Consider the following 18,164-nt stretch of genomic DNA (forward strand, 5'->3'; position numbering starts at 1 on the left):
TCGCAAATCACGCACTTCAGGAGAGCAAGCCATGGCCAAGGCCAAGCCGTTCGTCACCGACATTGAAAACATTCGCAAGCGCGCGCGAAAGGACATTGAGCAAGGTGCGATGACTGCAGGTTACAGCGCAGATCGCGCTACTGTGGTGAAGCTGCTCAACCATGCGCTGGCGACCGAACTGGTTTGCGTGTTGCGTTACAAGTACCACTACTACATGGCGTCGGGCATCAATTCGCAGAGCGTGAAGTCCGAGTTTCTTGAGCACGCGAACGAGGAACAAGGTCATGCTGACCTGATCGCCGAACGTATCACCCAGCTCGACGGCAAGCCGAACCTTTCCCCCGAGGGCATGCTCAGCCGCAGCCATGCGGATTATGTTGAAGGAGTCGATCTGGTCGACATGATCAAGGAAGACCTGGTTGCCGAACGCATCGCGATCGACAGCTACCGTGAAATCATCGACTACGTCGGCACGGATGATCCGACCACACGCCGTATGCTGGAAGGCATCCTGGCGATGGAGGAGGAGCACGCCGAGGACATGAACACGCTGCTGGAGCAACTGGGCAAAAAGGGCGAGCCGGCCAAGCCGGCGCCAGGCAAAAGGCCTGTTGCCAAGGCCAGCTAGCTGGAGAAATAAAAAAGCGACGAATTCGTCGCTTTTTTATTTAGTCGGTTTTCTATTTAACTCAATTTCTATCTAGCTGAATCGGCTACCAGCCGGCCAGCACCAATTTACCGATCGTTTTACCGGACTCCAGTTGTCGATGTGCTTCACGCAGCGTGCTCGCTGAAATAGGCGCAAGCGTTTCGGTGCGCGTGCCGCGAAGTTCGCCAGCATCGATCAATACCGCCACACGCTCAAGAATGCGCCCCTGTTCGCTCTGGTCCGCTGTCTTGTAGCGCGCGCGCGCGAACATCATCTCCCAGTGGATGCCGATGCATTTGGATTTATAGGGATCGCCAATGTGCAATGCACCGCTCGGTTCGACGATCAGTCCGACATGGCCCTGCGGTGCCAGAATCTCGCCGATCGTTGTCCAGTAATGATCGGTGTTGGCGAAGTTCAATACGGCATCCACTTCCGCAAAGTCCAGTGCCTGCAACTGCGCTGGCAGCGGCTGACGATGGTCGATCACGTGATGGGCGCCCATGGAGCGACACCAGTCGGATGTATCCGCGCGTGACGCGGTGGCGATAACCGTAAAGCCCGCTCGACGCGCCAGCTGGATGGCTATCGAGCCTACGCCACCGGCGCCGGCAATGATCAGCAGCGACTTGCCTTCGCCGCCGCGTTCACTGTCAAACGGCATGCGCTGAAACAGCAGCTCCCACACAGTGATTGTCGTCAGCGGCATTGCGGCGGCATCAGCCATGTCCATGGATTTTGGCGCGTGTCCCACGATGCGGGCATCGACCAGCTGGTACTGGGCATTGCTGCCGGACCGAGTAATGTCACCAGCGTAGTAGACGCGCTCGCCGACGTTGAAGCCGGTGACCGACTCGCCAATGGCATCGACGATGCCGGCGGCGTCGTAACCCAAGACACGCGGTTCGCTTTCCACCTGCGATTTGGGTGAGCGCACCTTGGTATCGACAGGATTGACTGAAACGGCTTCCACGCGTACGAGCAAATCGTGACCGCCAGCGACCGGCTTGGGAAGCTCGACGTCGATCAGTGAACGCGGATCGTCGATTGGTAGATAGTGGGTGAGGGCGACGGCTTTCATGGCGGGCTCCGTAGGCGGATGGCGGGAAAGCATAGCGGCGACAAAGTGAGCATACGGTCGCTTGTCGGGTATAAAAAAGCGCGACGCTTCTCTCGAAAACGCCGCGCCGATGCATCAATGCGGGATGATGCTAACCGCGATCAGTGCTTGTCCTGCAGGTAACGCTGCACGCCGGCCAGGATTTCGGCCTTGGCTTCGTCAGCACTGACCCAGCCTTCAACCTTGACCCATTTACCTTTTTCCAGATCCTTGTAGTGCTCGAAAAAGTGGCCGATGCGCTCCAGCCAATGCCCCGACACACCGCTCATGTCGGTGATGTGTGCATAACCGGGGAATACCTTGGCAGTCGGAATCACTACCAGCTTTTCGTCACTGCCGGCCTCGTCGGTCATCTTGAGCATGCCGACGGGATGGCAACGGATCACCGCACCCGGAATCAGCGGTAGCGGCAGGATCACCAGCGCGTCCAGCGGATCACCGTCACCACCCAGCGTGCCTGGCACGTAACCGTAATTGCACGGGTAACGCATCGGCGTCGAGAGGATACGGTCGACAAATATCGCGCCGCTTTCCTTCTCAACTTCGTATTTGACCGGCTCGGCATCCTTGGGAATTTCGATGATGACGTTGATTTCGTTCGGCACGTCGCGGCCGGCGGAGACGAGATGCAGTCCCATGGATTTGTCCTTGGTTTTTTGAAAAAGTTGGCCGTTGAGGATACGCGAAACGCTGTTGCGACGCAGCAGCGCGGCCATCGCCGCCCACTCATCAGGTCTTTTTATAAGGCCTTTCACGCAGCCATTTGGTCGCGATCCATTTTTCGCCCCTGGTTACCGGCAGGCCTGCATGCAGCGAACTCTGGTCTCCGCTGTCGTAGGCGAAATAGACCGCTGAGCCGCGCCGTGCGGTCACTGTGAGGCCAATTTCCGGAAACGCGGTGCCACCGCCGCCCTCGGGCGTGTTCAGGTAGATCACGATACTGGCGATACGCTGCCCGCCCACCGCGGTGATGGTGCCGAAGCCGGGTAGCTGGGGATCGAACCAGTCGAAGTGCGGCTCGTACTCCTGACCGGGCAGGTAATGCAGGATCTGCAAGCCTTCGCCGTGGCTGACGGGCATATCGAGCAGGGTGGCGAGGCGCCGTTCGATCTTGCCGATCAGCGGCAGTTCGTTGAGGGTGAAAAACATGCCCTCGCTGGTGCGACGGTGATCGACCTGGTTTTTGCCGTCGGTATCGACGGTCATCGCGCGCTTCAGCCGCGGTCGCGCCAGCTCGATGAGCTCGGCGCACTCATTTTCCGAGAGAATGCCATCCAGAACCCGCAGGGCTGGCTTATTCACGCTGAGCGATATGTCGACACGATGGCCGTCGACGCTGACGCTGGGTGCTTCGGGATGCCTGGTTCGCCTGGCCTGCTGCGTGCTTGTTGAAGTCGGCACGGTCGTCGAATTCAGCGTCGCCACAGGGATTTTCAGCACGTCAGCCACGATGCTGCGGCTCTGGCGCGGGTCGTAGCCGCTTTGTTTCATCAGCTGCAGCACTTCCGGCACGCTATGACCGGCACGCGTCGTGGAGAGAATCCATTCGCGCAGTTCGGGGCGGATCGATGGGCGTGAGTTCATGGCGGCTTGAGCTGATCGATAACGTTGAGAGCTTACTTTAGCCGTGGCTGCGAGTGAAATTCGTGAGGACAAGCCAAAATTTGCGGCTGCCTCCATACCAACGAGCCGGCAAATGCCGGCTCGTTGACGTTGTCGGCTGGCGCATGCCTTACTTCAGCTGATCCCACAGGAAGTCATAGGCCAGTGCATGCATCAGTGCCGCCTGCTTGTTGTCGGCGCCAGCACCGTGGCCGCCTTCCAGGTTCTCGTAGAACCAGACGTCCGGATGACCCATCGCCTGCATCTTTGCGGCCATCTTGCGTGCCTGCACCGGTCCGACGCGGTCGTCGCTGGTGGTGGTGTAGAAAAGTACCGGCGGGTAATGGCCGTCCTTCTTCACGTTCTGGTACGGCGAGAACGTTTTGATGAAGTTCCAGTCCGCGGTATCCGGATTGCCATATTCAGCCATCCACGACGCGCCGGCCGACAGGTGTGTGTAGCGCTTCATGTCGAGCAGCGGCACTTCGCAGGCGATCGCGCCGAACAGCTGCGGATACAGCGTCAGCATGTTGCCCATCAGCAGGCCGCCATTGCTGCCGCCTTCAGCACCAAGGTGTTTGGCGGAGGTGACGCCGCGTTTGACCAGGTCCTCGGCGACGGCCGCGAAATCCTCGTAGGCACGGGGACGATTCGCCTTCAGCGCCGCCTGATGCCATTGCGGGCCGTATTCGCCGCCGCCGCGGATATTGGCCAGCACATAGACGCCGCCGCGATCCAGCCATGCGCGACCGATGCTGCCGCTGTAATGCGGCGACAGCGATACTTCGAAACCGCCGTAACCATAGAGCAGGGTACGGTTGGAGCCGTCGAGCTTGATGCCTTTCGGCGCGATCTCGAAATACGGCACACGGGTGCCGTCCTTCGATTTGACGAAGTGCTGGCTCACCTCGAATGTCGAGGCGTCGAAAAATGCCGGATCCTGCTTGATCGTTTCGGCGGGTACGCTGCCCAGCACGCCGCGCTGCAGCGATGATGGGGTGAGGAAGCCGGTGACGTCGAGCCAGTATTCGTCGCTGTTGTCGGGGTCGGTATCAGCCACGCTGATCGAGCTCAGCGCTGGCGCACCCGGCACGGCCTCGCGCTTCCAGTCGCCGGCAGTGATGGCCTTTTCTGGCGGCGTGAGTACTTCCAATCGACTCTTGACATCATCGAGTACGTCGAGGATCAGGTGATGCTGGGTCCATGCATACGATTCCAGCGAGGTATGCGCATCGGGCTTGAACAACACGGTGAACGCGGGCTTGCCGGCCATGAATGCGTCGAAGTTTGCCGCCAGCAGTGCACCGGATGGATACGTCTTGCCACCGATGGTCCATTCGGAGCGCGTCTGCACGAGCAGCCATTCGCGATGCGTGTCGGCGCTGGCGTCGGTTGGTACATCGACGCGGGTGAGTTTGTCGTTCTTTCGCTGGTAGAGCTCGCTGTGGAAGAAGTCCTTTGCGACCGAGACAAAGTCGCGTTCGAAGCCGGGAGTGCGATCGTGCATCGCGCCTACCGCCAGGTCAGTCGTCTTGCCTTCGTACACCGTCTTCGCATCTGAGATCGGCGTGCCACGCTTCCACTCCTTGACGATGCGTGGGTAGCTCGATGCGGTCATCGTGCCGGGGCCGAAATCGGTGCCGACGTAGAGAGTGTCCTCGTCGATCCAGCTGGCCTGGGTCTTGGCCACCGGCAGCTCGAATCCGCCTTTGACGAACGATTTGCTCGGGATATCGAATTCACGCACGGTCACCGCATCGCCGCCATCGGGCGATAGCGACAGCAGACAGCGGGTATAGGCCGGCTTCAGGCAATCCGAACCCTTGAACACCCAGCGTTTGTTCTCGGCCTTGTTCAGCGCATCGATGTCCAGCAGGACCTCCCACTGCGGAGTGGGCTTGCGGTACTCGGTCAGCGTGGTGCGACGCCAGATGCCGCGCGGGTTGGCCTTGTCGCGCCAGAAGTTGTACAGATAATCGCCCATACGGCTGACCGCGGGGATGCGTGCGTCCGAGTCGAGCACTTCGAGAATGCTGTCGCGAGTCTTGTCGAACTCGGCATTGCCGACGAACTGTTTGGTGGTCTTGGCGTTCTCGGTCTTCACCCAATCCATCGCGCGGGCGCCATGGATGTCTTCCAGCCACAGGAACGGATCGTCGGTTACCTGGTTGTCGGCTGCTGCGGGATTGGGTTTGCTGTTGTCGGCGTGCGTTGTATTCATGCCTACCAGTGTGACGCCGAGTGCCAGCATCATCCAGACCGATTTCATCGTGTGCGCCTCGTATGCGAGTTGTCGGGTGTAAAACGGTGTGCGGCGCCGGCCGCTATCAATCGAGCCTAACTGCGACCGGCCATCCTCGCCTGTGACTAAAGTCAGGGTGAGCCATTCGATGCGCGCATAGAAAAATCCCGCCGAAGCGGGATTTTTCTAGCAGCTGAAGCCCTTACAGCAAAGGAATCAGTAGCAAGGCCACGATGTTGATGATCTTGATCAGTGGATTCACGGCGGGGCCGGCGGTGTCCTTGTAGGGGTCGCCGACCGTATCGCCGGTCACGGCCGCCTTGTGGGCTTCAGAACCCTTGCCACCATGATGGCCGTCCTCAATGTACTTCTTTGCGTTGTCCCACGCACCACCGCCGGTAGTCATCGAGATCGCCACGAACAGGCCGGTGACGATGGTGCCGATCAGCACGCCGCCCAGCGCCTTGGGGCCGAGCAACAGACCGACCACGATCGGTACGGCGACCGGGAGCAGCGAGGGCACGATCATTTCGCGGATCGCCGACTTGGTCAGCATGTCGACCGCGCGCGAGTACTCCGGCTTGGCCGTGCCCAGCATGATGCCGGGGATGTCGCGGAACTGGCGGCGTACTTCCTCGACCACCGCGCCGGCCGCACGCCCCACTGCTTCCATCGCCATCGCGCCGAACAGGTAGGGAATCAGGCCACCGATCAACAGTCCGATAATCACCATGTGATCGGACAGGTCGAACGTCATCGGCACGGCTGTGGCGCCGGTGAGGGCTGCCTTGGCCTGCGCGGCGACATCGAGGTTGTGCGTGTAGTCGGCAAACAGCACCAACGCTGCCAGTGCAGCGGAGCCGATGGCGTAACCCTTGGTGACTGCCTTGGTGGTGTTGCCGACCGCGTCGAGCGGATCGGTGACGCCACGCACTTCCGGCGGCAGGTCGGCCATCTCGGCAATGCCACCGGCGTTGTCGGTGATCGGACCGTAGGCGTCCAGCGCCACGATCATGCCCGCCATCGAAAGCATGGCCGTTGCGGCAATCGCAATGCCGTACAGGCCGCCCAGCGCGAAGGCACCCCAGATCGCAAAGCACACGGCAATAACCGGCAGCGCGGTCGATTTCATCGACACGCCCAACCCGGCGATGATGTTGGTGCCGTGACCGGTCGTCGATGCTGCCGCGATGTGCTGTACCGGCTTGTACTGCGTGCCGGTGTAGTACTCGGTGACCCATACGATGACGCCGGTGAGCAGCAGGCCAATCAGCGAGCATCCCCACAGGTTGATCGAGCCATGGCTGAAGCCGGTCATCAGCTGGGTGGTAATCGGGTAGAACGCCGCCGCGGCCAGCACTGCCGAGACGATCACACCTTTGTACAACGCGCCCATGATCGAGCCGCCCTGTTTCACCTTGACGAACAGCGTACCGATGATCGACGCGATGATCGACACCGCTCCCAATAACAGCGGATAGAGCACGGCGTTCGGGCCGACTTCTTCGCTCATCAGTCCGCCCAGCAACATGGTGGCGATTACCGTCACCGCATAGGTCTCGAACAGGTCCGCCGCCATGCCGGCGCAGTCGCCGACGTTGTCGCCGACGTTATCGGCGATCACCGCGGGGTTGCGCGGGTCATCCTCGGGAATGCCGGCTTCGACCTTGCCGACGAGGTCGGCGCCGACGTCCGCGCCTTTGGTGAAAATGCCGCCGCCGAGTCGCGCAAAGATCGAGATCAGCGAGCTGCCGAATGCCAGTCCGACCAGTGCATGCAGCGCCACTTCGCCATGCATGCCGATCTTGTTGAGCACGATCCAGTAACCGGCGACACCGAGCAGGGCGAGTCCCACCACCAGCATGCCGGTGATGGCGCCGCCGCGAAATGCCACGTCCATCGCTGGACTGAGACCGCGTCGCGCCGCTTCAGCGGTGCGCACGTTGGCGCGTACCGACACGTTCATGCCGATATAGCCGGCCGCACCGGAAAGGATCGCGCCCAGTAGAAAGCCGATCGCCGTCGGCCAGTTCAAAAAGAAGCCGATTAATAGCAGCAGCACCACGCCGACAATGCCGATGGTGCGGTACTGGCGGTTGAGGTAAGCGCTGGCGCCTTCCTGGATTGCCGCTGCGATTTCCTGCATTCGCGCATTACCTGGCGATTGCGCCAGGATCCAACGCGCGGAAACCGCGCCATAAATGATTGCTATCACCGCACACGTCAGAACGACAATCCACCAGCCATATTGCTGCAGCATCGGAGCCTCCCTACGAGTAGTCACACCCTAAGTGCCGGGTCTTCCTTCGGTAAACCCGGAGATAGCCGTCCAGTACGGGCGGGTGCTAGGAGTATAGGCAGACGACGCTGTGCATCCTGTTGTGCGGCGCAACGCACAGACACAAGGTCGACACGGAGAAATGCAGGCATGTGTCGATGCATGCCGTCGATGGATTTTTGATGATCAACATCGAATGGCTGCAGCGAGGTCGAAGGATGCGGTGTGAGGTGAGGCCTGAGGCAATCGATATCAGGCAACCGATATCACCCGAGAGCCCTGAGGCAGCGTTCGCCCGATTGAACAAGGCGAATCGCTGTCATCCCGCCAACTGCTCGCTTACTGCGCAAAGTCCGCCAGCTTTTTTGCCACCGCCAGGTTTTTCAATTTGACGTAGCGGGGTAGGCCATCTTTGCCATAGGGCAGCGGTGCTTCGCCACCGATCAACGGTGCCAGGTAGCGGCGTGCTGCCCCGGTGATGCCGAATCCATCGCGGGTGATGAAGCTTTTCGGCATCTTCTTTTCGTGGTTGGCAACTTTGCTCAACGGCGCGGGTTCGATGGTCCAGCGGTATGGCGCATCGCTGGTGCGTACGATCACCGGCATTACGGCGTTCAGGCCCTTCAGCGCGTAGTCGACGGCGGCTTTGCCGACGGCGTAAGCCTGCTCGGCATCGACCTTTGACGCGGCGTGTCTTGCGGAGCGCTGTAGATAATCAGGCAACGCCCAGTGGTATTTGTAACCCAGCTTTTCTTTCACCAGCGCAGCCAGCACCGGCGCCACGCCGCCCAGTTGCGCATGGCCAAACGCATCGCGGCCGCCGGCCTCCGCAAGAAATTGGCCTGCCGCGTTGCGCACGCCTTCGGACGCGACCACGGTGCACCAGCCGACGCGCTCCACGGTCGCTTTGACCTTGGCCAGAAACGCGGCCTCGTCGAACACATTCTCCGGAAACAGGATGATGTGCGGCGCCGCATCGGTGCCATCGCCGGCCAGCCCCGCTGCCGCGGCGATCCAGCCCGCATGCCGGCCCATCACTTCGAGGATGAACACCTTGGTCGAAGTCTCGGCCATCGACGCGACGTCGAGGCTGGCTTCGCGGGTGGAGATGGCGATGTATTTGGCGACCGAACCGAAGCCAGGGCAGCAGTCGGTCACGGCTAGATCGTTATCCACCGTCTTGGGTACGCCGATGCAGCGGATGTCGTAGTTCATCGACTTGCCGAGCTGCGAGATCTTCAGTGCGGTGTCAGCCGAGTCGTTGCCGCCGTTGTAGAGGAACCAGCGAATGTCGTGCGCGCGGAACACCTCGATCAACCGCTCGTACTCGGCACGGTTCGCTTCCAGCGATTTCAGCTTGTAGCGGCACGAGCCGAATGCGCCGCCGGGGGTATGGCGGAGCGCGGTGATCGATGCTTTCGACTCTTTCGAGGTGTCGATCAACTCCTCGCGCAGCGCGCCGAGAATGCCATTGCGCGCGGCATACACCTTCACGCCCTTGGTTCGCGCCGCCTCGATCACACCGGCGGCGGTGGCGTTGATCACCGAGGTCACGCCACCGGACTGGGCGTACAGGAGATTGCCGGTGACGGCGGGCTGGCGGCGGGTCGGGCTCATGGGCATCCTCGATAGGTGAATCAGATGGGCAACGGATTGATCGCGAGAGCGTATCAAGCATGAATGGCAAATCTTTTCACAACAGGCACTTGGATGATGACAAAGGGCGCCTGTGTTTGACGGCACCCGATGCAAACGCTAATTTGACGGCTTAATCTGAGAATGAAGCGGGCTGCGGCAGTGTGCAGCAGCCTGCCAAACGTGTGGAGCATTATGCGACTGGTCCTACTTGGTGCGCCCGGCTCGGGCAAAGGTACGCAGGCCACCTGTCTGAAGACGGAACTGGGGGTGCCGCATATCTCCACCGGCGACATGCTGCGTGCCGCCGTCGCGGCGGGCACCGCCATGGGACTGAAGGCCAAGGCGGTAATGGACGCCGGCCAGCTGGTTTCCGATGACATCCTGTTGGGCATGCTCGGCGAGCGTTTGACTCACGACGACGCGAAAGCTGGTTTCATCCTTGATGGTTATCCGCGCAACCTGGCTCAGGCTGATGCGCTCGATCATCTGCTGGCCAAAATCGACCAGCCGCTGGACGCAGTCGTAAAGCTCGATGTGCCAAACGAGGTCATCATCAGCCGCTGCGAAATTCGCTTCAAGGCCGAAGGTCGTGCTGACGACAATCCGGATACGGTGCGCAAGCGTCTGGCCATCTACGCCGAGCAGACCGCACCGGTTGCCGACTTCTACGCACGCCGCGGCAAGTTGCAGGTTGTCGATGGCGTGGGCGAATTGAGCGAAGTCACGGCACGCGTCAAGCGCGCGTTGCAGGACAGGTCAGCAGCCGTCCACGGCTGATTTTTGAGGTCGCCGCGAGGCGACCTGCGTCAGCGACACTTCTTCTGGTTGCGTGCCATCAGCATGCACCGCGATTCATCCATCAAGGCCAGCCATGCGTCTGCACATCCTCGGCATCTGCGGCACCTTCATGGGCGGCGTTGCTGCATTGGCGCGCGAGCTTGGGCTGGAAGTGGAAGGGTCGGATGCCAACGTCTATCCGCCGATGAGCACCCAGCTGGAAGCGCTAGGCATCGAACTCATGCAGGGCTATAAAGCGGAACATCTGCAGCCGGCGCGGGATCACGTCGCGCCCGATCTTGTCGTCGTCGGCAACGCGATGACTCGCGGCAACCCCGCCGTCGAATACATGCTCGATCAGTCATTGCGCTATGTCTCTGGTCCGCAGTGGCTGGGCGAGACGTTGCTGGTCGACCGTGAAGTGTTGGCCGTAGCCGGCACGCATGGCAAGACCACCACCACCAGCCTGTTGGCACATCTGCTGGAACAGGCTTCATTGGGACAGGCTTCAAGAGAGCAGGCCGATCTCTCGCCGGGTTTCCTGATCGGCGGCGTGCCGGGTAATTTCGGCGTATCAGCACGGCTGGGCAGCGGCAAGCCATTCGTGATCGAAGCCGACGAATACGACACTGCGTTTTTCGACAAGCGCTCGAAGTTCGTGCATTACCGGCCGCGCATCGCGATCCTCAACAACCTCGAATATGACCACGCGGATATTTTTCCGGACGTGGCAGCGATCCAACGCCAGTTTCATCATCTGGTGCGCACGGTCCCCGGAAATGGACGGCTGATCGTCAATGCCCACGATGATCGCCTCGCCGAGGTGTTGGCGATGGGCTGCTGGACACCGGTGGAAACCTTTGGCATCGGCCGGGGCGACTGGCAGGCCAGTCTGATCGAGGCAGACGGCTCAGCCTTTGCCGTGCATCGCGCGGGCGAACTCATTGGTCAAGTACGCTGGCCACTGCTTGGCCATCACAGTGTGATGAATGCGCTGGCAGCATTGGCTGCGGCGACGGCCGCCGGTGCCGATCCACGTAAGCTGCTGACAGCTTTCGCTACATTCCAGAGCGTCAAACGCCGCATGGAACTGGTTGGTGAAGTCAACGGTGTACGCGTCTACGACGACTTTGCCCATCACCCCACCGCCATCGCCACCACCCTGGCCGGTCTGCGTGCCAGGGTGGGTGACGCACGCATTCTGGTGGCGCTGGAACCACGCTCCAATTCGATGCGTCAGGGCGCTCATGCCGATGCGCTGGCGCCGTCATTGGCCGACGCCGACGCGGTGATCTTTCTGCATCGCGCGGAACTGGCATGGGATGCCAGCCAGGTCACGAACGCGCTGAATGGCCGTGGCAGCATAGTGCCGACGGTAGATGCCCTGATCGACGCGCTGCGTGAGCAGGTCAAAGCCGGCGACCAGGTCATCTTCATGTCCAACGGTGGCTTCGAAGCGGCACCACGGCGTTTCGTCGAGCGCCTGCGCGATCAGTGATACGCGTTCGCCGTGATGCAAATCCAGCTAGCGCAAAGTCCTGCACAGTAATGCGAAGCAGCGGTCACGCGCAGCGTGGTTCGCCGGGTGTGCACTCGCTACACTTGCCGTATGGCTGCCCAATCTCCACTGATCGAGATGCCCCTGTTTCCGCTCAACACGGTGTTGTTTCCCGGTGGTCAGCTGCAGCTGCGTATCTTCGAACCGCGTTACCTCGACATGGTGCGCGAATGCACGCGCCATGACACGGGCTTCGGTGTGTGCCTGATCCTGCAAGGTTACGAGGTCGGTGATCCCAGCGTACCCGCGGCCGTTGGCACGATCGCGCATATCCACGATTTCGATCGTGACGATGATGGCTTGCTCGGTATCGTTGCCAAAGGTGGCTCGCGTTTCCGGGTGGGTCGAAGCCGCGTGCGCACCGATGGTCTTTTACGCGGCGATATCGAAATCTGGCCGGCCGAACCAGAGATTGTGGTGCCGGTGGAATTTGCCCTGCTGCAGAGCATTCTCGAGCGATTGATCGAGACCATGGCACCACACTGGCGCGATGCGCCACGCAGTGCCTATGAGGACGCCAGCTGGGTCGGCTATCGCCTGGCCGAACTGCTGCCGCTGGATAATACAGAACAGCAGCACATGCTCGAGCTGACCGATCCGCTGCTGCGGCTGGCTGAACTGCGCGATATTCTGCCGCGCTTTCAGAAAGCCTGAGCCGCCAACCTTTAGACTGGCACGCTCCAAACCACTATTCACGACGGACTTCACGCGCATGGGTACTCTAGCCGGCAAAACCCTGTTCATTACCGGTGCATCGCGCGGCATCGGCCTCGCGATTGCCCTGCGTGCGGCACGCGATGGCGCCAATATCGTGATCGCCGCGAAGAGTTCGGTGGCCAATCCTAAATTGCCTGGGACGATTCACAGTGCTGCCGCGGCGATCGAAGAAGCGGGTGGCCATGCGCTGCCGCTCAAAGTGGATATCCGCGAAGAGGAGCAGGTTCGCGCCGCCGCCGCGCAGGCAGCCGAGCATTTCGGCGGCATCGACATCGTGGTCAACAACGCCAGTGCGATCTGGCTGGCTGGCACCGCCGAGACGCCGATGAAGCGCTTCGACTTGATGCAGCAGGTCAACGCGCGCGGCACTTTTCTGGTCACACAGAGCTGTCTGCCTTATCTGAAGCAGGCTGCCAACCCGCACGTGCTGATGCTGTCGCCGCCGCTCAACCTGGACCCGAAATGGTTTGCGCAACACACCGCGTATACGATCGCCAAGTACGGCATGAGCCTGTGCGTGCTGGGCATGAGCGCGGAGTTCGCGTCACTTGGTATCGCGGTCAATGCGCTGTGGCCGCGCACGGTGGTCGCCACAGCAGCCATCGGCATGATCGACGGCGTCAAGCCCGAGCAGTGCCGCACGCCGGACATCGTGGCCGACGCCGCGTACGCGATACTGACGCGGCCGTCGCGTGACTACACCGGTCATTTCGCCATCGATGACGAGGTGTTGCGCGATGAGGGCATCACTGATTTTGATCGTTATGCTGTGAAGCCGGGTACCCCTTTATTGCCGGATTTTTTTCTGGATTGATCGAGGCCGCAACAAGCTGGCCGCACTGAAAGTTTTATTGATGTGGCCTCGTTCGCAGCGAGGCTGGAGAACACCATGCAGGCACCCAACGACCCCATTCCCCACGACAGCGCCTTTCAAAGCGATGTGCTGCATGAGCGCGCGCACGATGAAAACCCATTGCGCGGCGGCGACACGACGGCATCATTGCTCGATTTGGGCAAGCGCTACTGGTTGCCGGTCTACAAGCCGCGTGACCTGCTGCTCGATCACGGCAAGGGATCGCGCGTGTGGGACAACGAAGGACGCGACTACATCGACTTCGGTGCAGGCATCGCGGTGAACGCGCTGGGCCATCAGGATCCGGACTTGCTCGCCGCGCTTACCACGCAGGCACAGAAGCTCTGGCACAGCAGCAACGTGTTTTATACCGAGCCGCCGCTGCATCTGGCGCAGGAGCTGGTGAGTGCCTCGGGCTTTGCCGAACGCGTGTTCCTGTGCAACTCCGGCGCAGAGGCCAACGAAGCGGCGATCAAGCTGGTGCGCAAGTGGGCGGCTGCACAGGGCCGACCGCCGGAGCGGCGCGTTATTCTCACTTTTCAGGGATCGTTCCACGGTCGCACATTGGCTACGGTCACGGCGACCGCGCAGCCTAAATATCAGGAAGGCTACGAACCGCTGCCGGCTGGCTTCCGCTATCTCGCCTTCAATGACGCCGAGGCGCTTGAGGCGGCGTTCGCCGCTGGTGACGTGGCTGCCGTGATGCTCGAACCAGTGCAGGGTGAAGGCGGCGTGCTGCCGGCGGCGCCAGGCTTTCTGAAACGCGTGCGCGAGTTGTGCGACCAGCACGATGCGCTGCTGGTACTGGACGAGATCCAATGCGGCATGGGTCGCACTGGCACGCTGTTCGCGCATGTGCAGGATCAGGTAACACCCGACATCGTGACGCTGGCCAAGGCACTCGGCTGCGGCTTCCCGATCGGCGCCATGCTGGCCGGCGCCAAGGTGGCGCAGGTGATGCAATACGGTACCCACGGCACCACGTTCGGTGGCAATCCGATGGCCGCGGCAGTGGCGCGCGTAGCGCTGGCCAAGCTGTCCTCGCCCGTGGTGCTGGCTAACGTGCGACGGCAGGCAAGTGCGTTGCGCGAAGGTCTGGCGCGAATCAACAACGAGCTGCAGCTGTTCGCCGAATTGCGTGGTCGTGGGTTGATGATCGGCGCGGTGCTGGCGGATGCGTACAAAGGTAGAGCGGGCGATGTACTCGATCACGCCGCTGCGCATGGCCTGCTGTTGTTGCAGGCGGGGCCGGACGTGCTGCGTTTTGTGCCGCCGCTGATCATCTCCGATACCGACCTAACCGATGGTCTCTCGCGTCTGCACGCGGCGCTCCGGGATTTCGTGGCACGCTGAGCGCAAGAGATCTCTGCTTATTTTGATGGAGCACTTCCCATGAAATACCTGCACAGCATGGTGCGCGTACACGACCTCGATGCCTCCCTGCGCTTTTACTGCGAGGGTCTGGGTCTGCAGGAGGTCCGGCGCAAGGAGGTTCCCGAAGGCAAGTACACCCTGGTGTTTCTCGCCGCGGAAGAAAGTCCTGAAGCTGAAATCGAGCTGACCTATAACTGGGGCTCCGAGGAGGACCACGGCTCGTCACGCAATTTCGGCCACCTTGCGTTTCGCGTGGATGACATCTATGCCACCTGCGCACGACTGCAGAAGATGGGTTACACCATCCATCGCCCACCGCGCGATGGCCACATGGCTTTCGTGCGTTCGCCTGACCTGATCTCGGTAGAGCTACTTCAGGACGGCCACTTGCCGCCGCAGGAGCCGTGGGCGTCGATGGCGAATAGCGGCGTCTGGTAATGCAGGTGGCATGACTGCCACCTGCCGCACGAACTCAAAGTCGTGCGGCAGTTTGAATCATAGGCGCGCATCGCGCATCGCTTCACGAGCCGTTTGCAGTGTGTCGGCAATGTCCTGTTCGTTGTGTGCGCTGGAGATGAATCCTGCCTCGAAAGCCGATGGCGCCAGATACACGCCGCGTTTCAGCATGCCGTGGAAGAAGCGGTTGAACAGCGCGCTGTCGGCGGTCGTGGCCTGAACATAGCCAGTCACTTTTTCGGTGGTGAAAAACAGGCCAAACATGCCGCCGAGGCGATTGGTGCTGAAAGGGATGCCTTCCTCATCCGCAATCGACTGCAGTCCATCGGTAAGCAACTGCGTTTTTGCGGAAAGCGCGTCGTGGAAGCCGGGTACCTGGATCAGTTCGAGTACTGCCAGTCCCGCCGCCATCGCGACCGGATTGCCACTGAGCGTGCCTGCCTGATAAATCGGGCCCGACGGAGCGATCTGTTCCATCAGGTCACGTCGGCCGCCATAGGCACCTACCGGCATGCCGCCGCCGATGATCTTGCCGAAGCAGGTAAGGTCTGGCGTAACGCCGTAATGCGCTTGTGCCCCGCCCAGTGCTACGCGGAAGCCGGTCATCACTTCGTCGAAAATCAAGAGTACGCCGTGTTGAGTGCACAGTTCGCGCAGTACCAGCAAATAGCCGTCCAAAGGCAGAATGCAGTTCATGTTGCCAGCAACCGGCTCGATGATCAGTCCTGCAATCTGGCCACCGTGTTCCGCAAACAATGTCTTGGCGGCATCGAGATCGTTGTACGGCAGCGTCAGTGTGAGATCGGCGTTCGCCTTCGGCACACCTGGCGAAGTCGGTACACCAAACGTCAGTGCGCCGGAACCGGCCTTGACCAGAAAGCTGTCGCCGTGGCCGTGGTAGCAACCTTCGAACTTCACGATCTTGCTGCGCCCGGTGGCGCCGCGTGCCAGTCGGATCGCCGACATCGTCGCCTCGGTGCCGGAGTTGACCATGCGCACCATTTCGATCGACGGAATCAGCCGAGTGATCGTTTCGGCCATGGTGACTTCGGCCGGGCAGGGCGTGCCGAACGACAGCCCGTTCTTCACTGCCTGCTCCACGGCCTCTCGCACTGCCGGATGGTTATGGCCCACGATCATCGGGCCCCACGAGCCGATGTAGTCGATATAGCGTTTGCCCTCGACATCCCACAGATAGGCACCGTCGGCGCGTGCGGTAAAGAACGGCTCGCCGCCGACCGATTTGAATGCGCGCACCGGCGAGTTGACGCCGCCGGGCATCAGGCCTTGTGCGCGCTGGAAGAGTTCGTGATTGGTCGTCATGCAGGTGTTCCGTGATCGCGATCGGATGAATACAGGTCGGTGAAACGTTGCGCGGCAGCGCGCACATCGGTAGCGCCGAAGACCGCCGAGACGGCAGCCAGAAAATTCGCACCGGCATCGACGAGTAGCCGGCCATTGTCCGGCGTGATGCCGCCGATCGCTACCCGCGCCACGCCAAGCGCGTCGGTTTGCCTCAGCAAGTCGACCGATGCCCGCCCTGCCAGAGGTTTGGTGGGCGAATCAAAGAACGCGCCGAACGACACGTAACTTGCACCGGCATGCATGGCCGCTTCGGCGCGCTGCAAGGAAGCAAGGCAGGAGGCGCCGATGATTGCGTGATCGCCCAGTAACGCACGCGCGTTGGCAAGGTCACCGTCTTCCGGGCCTAGATGCACGCCATCGGCGCCAATAGCCAGTGCAAGAGCGACATCGGCGTTGACGATGAATGGCACGCCATGAGAATGGCAAAGCAGCTTCAACGCGCTGGCCTCGGCGTGACGCCGTGTGGCGTCGACCGTCTTGTCGCGGTATTGCATTACTCGTGCCCCGCCAGCCAGCGCTTGTGCGGCAACTTCTAATAAGTCGGGTCGTGGACCGTCGGTAATGACATACAGGCCGCGACCTGCCAATGGTGCGAACGATTTCAAATCGTCTCCTTACGGGGTAAGTCCGGGTGGTGTGCTGTCACGAATGCTTTCGCAATCCTGGGCGAGTTGCGAGAATGCACCATTATCTCGTGATCAAAGAAGCCCAGACGATGAGCCAGAGTTCCTCCGAAGCCGCGAACCGCAAATGGATGTGTGTTGTCTGCGGCTATATCTACGACGAAACCATCGGCGTGCCCGATGAAGGCATTCCTGCTGGCACGCGCTGGGAGGACGTACCCGAAACTTGGACCTGCCCGGATTGCGGTACCACCAAGGATGATTTCGAGATGATCGAAATCGACTAAAGCTTCTATAGCGCCCCTGAATGGCCCGATCTCGCCACGATATTGGCCGGGCCATCTGCTGTGATGTCGGTGCGCACTATCGCGCGACACATCATTCAGGGAGCAGCTCATGCAGCAGTTCATTCCTTTCGAAGATGACTGGGACGCGCTGGCGCATCTACGCCTCGAAGACTTGGTTCCTTACCGCGTTGGTATGTTGCGTAGTGGTCGGTGCGATGCTCCAGCAGTGCTTTCGAGCGTCGCACCGGCGCTGATCTGCGAATCCTTGCCGGTTGAGAGCCAGTCTGTTTCGTAAAGCGTATGCAGTGCTCGCATACCTAAGTAGGCATCCGCTTCGCTCGTTGAGTTTTTATCGCAGGGGTACCTTCCTCACGCGGACAGTCGACTGCATGACTTAGTCACGTGTGCAGAAATATGCACACGCCCTCTTCACAGATTCCTGCCGTGGCGCTATGATTCATCCCCCTTCGACGAAACGTGTTTCTTCGAAGGTTCCGACAAACGCAGCGATGAAAAATATCTTCATCAACGGTGTTGACGGCCACAAAAAACGATATAGAATGGGCGGCTCACCTCGGACGAAACGTTCGGGACGCAACACGAGGAATCGGTTGCAAGTGGTTGA

Annotated in this window: 17 protein-coding genes; 9 read left to right on the forward strand and 8 right to left on the reverse strand. The window is 60.8% G+C overall.

Annotated features, from left to right (window positions below; genetic code table 11):
- Positions 1–31 precede the first annotated feature (31 nt).
- Positions 32–628: a ferritin-like domain-containing protein gene (locus HDE80_RS21260; RefSeq protein WP_184674239.1), complete on the forward strand. Its 597-nt coding sequence runs from the start codon at positions 32–34 to the stop codon at positions 626–628.
- 85 nt (positions 629–713) lie between these two features.
- Here HDE80_RS21260 and HDE80_RS21265 read toward each other — a convergent pair whose 3' ends face one another.
- The 6 genes from HDE80_RS21265 to HDE80_RS21290 all read right to left on the reverse strand — a co-directional run bounded on the left by HDE80_RS21265 (position 714) and on the right by HDE80_RS21290 (position 9,508).
- A complete protein-coding gene (locus tag HDE80_RS21265) occupies positions 714–1,730 on the reverse strand; it encodes a zinc-binding alcohol dehydrogenase family protein (protein WP_184674241.1) in 1,017 nt (338 codons plus the stop codon).
- Positions 1,731–1,870: 140 nt separating this feature from the next.
- Positions 1,871–2,407, reverse strand: a complete 537-nt coding sequence (gene ppa, locus HDE80_RS21270; protein ID WP_184602579.1) for an inorganic diphosphatase — start codon at positions 2,405–2,407, stop codon at positions 1,871–1,873.
- 91 nt (positions 2,408–2,498) lie between these two features.
- The gene (locus tag HDE80_RS21275; protein WP_184674243.1) at positions 2,499–3,353 is read right to left on the reverse strand and encodes a 2OG-Fe(II) oxygenase; all 855 of its coding nucleotides are present in this window, start codon (positions 3,351–3,353) and stop codon (positions 2,499–2,501) included.
- 148 nt (positions 3,354–3,501) lie between these two features.
- Positions 3,502–5,592, reverse strand: coding sequence for a prolyl oligopeptidase family serine peptidase (locus tag HDE80_RS21280; protein WP_255484067.1), 2,091 nt, complete (start codon positions 5,590–5,592; stop codon positions 3,502–3,504).
- A gap of 223 nt (positions 5,593–5,815) precedes the next feature.
- The gene (locus HDE80_RS21285) at positions 5,816–7,873 is read right to left on the reverse strand and encodes a sodium-translocating pyrophosphatase (protein ID WP_184674247.1); all 2,058 of its coding nucleotides are present in this window, start codon (positions 7,871–7,873) and stop codon (positions 5,816–5,818) included.
- Between the two features lie 357 nt (positions 7,874–8,230).
- Complete coding sequence (locus tag HDE80_RS21290; RefSeq protein WP_184674249.1) at positions 8,231–9,508, reverse strand: 6-phosphofructokinase; 1,278 nt, start codon at positions 9,506–9,508, stop codon at positions 8,231–8,233.
- A gap of 213 nt (positions 9,509–9,721) precedes the next feature.
- On the opposite strand from HDE80_RS21290, the gene HDE80_RS21295 reads away from it, so the two are divergent.
- The 6 genes from HDE80_RS21295 (at position 9,722) to HDE80_RS21320 (ending at position 15,246) form a co-directional block, all read left to right on the forward strand.
- On the forward strand, positions 9,722–10,306 hold the full coding sequence (locus tag HDE80_RS21295; protein ID WP_184674251.1) for an adenylate kinase: 585 nt from the start codon (positions 9,722–9,724) through the stop codon (positions 10,304–10,306).
- A gap of 94 nt (positions 10,307–10,400) precedes the next feature.
- Positions 10,401–11,804 carry a UDP-N-acetylmuramate:L-alanyl-gamma-D-glutamyl-meso-diaminopimelate ligase gene (gene mpl, locus HDE80_RS21300; RefSeq protein ID WP_184674253.1) on the forward strand — a complete coding sequence of 468 codons (1,404 nt, stop codon included), beginning with the start codon at positions 10,401–10,403 and terminating at the stop codon, positions 11,802–11,804.
- A gap of 111 nt (positions 11,805–11,915) precedes the next feature.
- The gene (locus HDE80_RS21305; RefSeq protein WP_184602572.1) at positions 11,916–12,518 is read left to right on the forward strand and encodes an LON peptidase substrate-binding domain-containing protein; all 603 of its coding nucleotides are present in this window, start codon (positions 11,916–11,918) and stop codon (positions 12,516–12,518) included.
- Between the two features lie 58 nt (positions 12,519–12,576).
- Complete coding sequence (locus HDE80_RS21310) at positions 12,577–13,395, forward strand: NAD(P)-dependent oxidoreductase (protein ID WP_184674255.1); 819 nt, start codon at positions 12,577–12,579, stop codon at positions 13,393–13,395.
- A 75-nt stretch (positions 13,396–13,470) separates the two neighbouring features.
- Entirely contained in the window at positions 13,471–14,787 is a 1,317-nt protein-coding gene (locus HDE80_RS21315; protein ID WP_184674257.1) for an acetylornithine/succinylornithine family transaminase, read from the forward strand.
- Between the two features lie 39 nt (positions 14,788–14,826).
- Positions 14,827–15,246 (forward strand): lactoylglutathione lyase, encoded by a 420-nt coding sequence (locus tag HDE80_RS21320; protein ID WP_184674259.1) that lies wholly within the window; start codon positions 14,827–14,829, stop codon positions 15,244–15,246.
- A gap of 57 nt (positions 15,247–15,303) precedes the next feature.
- Here HDE80_RS21320 and hemL read toward each other — a convergent pair whose 3' ends face one another.
- A complete protein-coding gene (gene hemL, locus HDE80_RS21325; RefSeq protein ID WP_184674261.1) occupies positions 15,304–16,587 on the reverse strand; it encodes a glutamate-1-semialdehyde 2,1-aminomutase in 1,284 nt (427 codons plus the stop codon).
- Positions 16,584–17,234, reverse strand: coding sequence for a thiamine phosphate synthase (gene thiE / locus HDE80_RS21330; RefSeq protein ID WP_184674263.1), 651 nt, complete (start codon positions 17,232–17,234; stop codon positions 16,584–16,586). Before thiE ends, hemL begins: the two co-directional genes overlap by 4 nt.
- 110 nt (positions 17,235–17,344) lie before the next feature.
- Between thiE and HDE80_RS21335 the strand changes: the two genes are divergently transcribed.
- Both HDE80_RS21335 and HDE80_RS21340 read left to right on the forward strand, forming a co-directional pair.
- Positions 17,345–17,539, forward strand: a complete 195-nt coding sequence (locus tag HDE80_RS21335; RefSeq protein WP_184602566.1) for a rubredoxin — start codon at positions 17,345–17,347, stop codon at positions 17,537–17,539.
- A 109-nt stretch (positions 17,540–17,648) separates the two neighbouring features.
- Positions 17,649–17,834 carry a hypothetical protein gene (locus HDE80_RS21340; protein WP_184674264.1) on the forward strand — a complete coding sequence of 62 codons (186 nt, stop codon included), beginning with the start codon at positions 17,649–17,651 and terminating at the stop codon, positions 17,832–17,834.
- Positions 17,835–18,164: the final 330 nt, after the last annotated feature.

The organism is Rhodanobacter sp. A1T4, from assembly GCF_014207185.1.
GTDB lineage: Bacteria > Pseudomonadota > Gammaproteobacteria > Xanthomonadales > Rhodanobacteraceae > Rhodanobacter.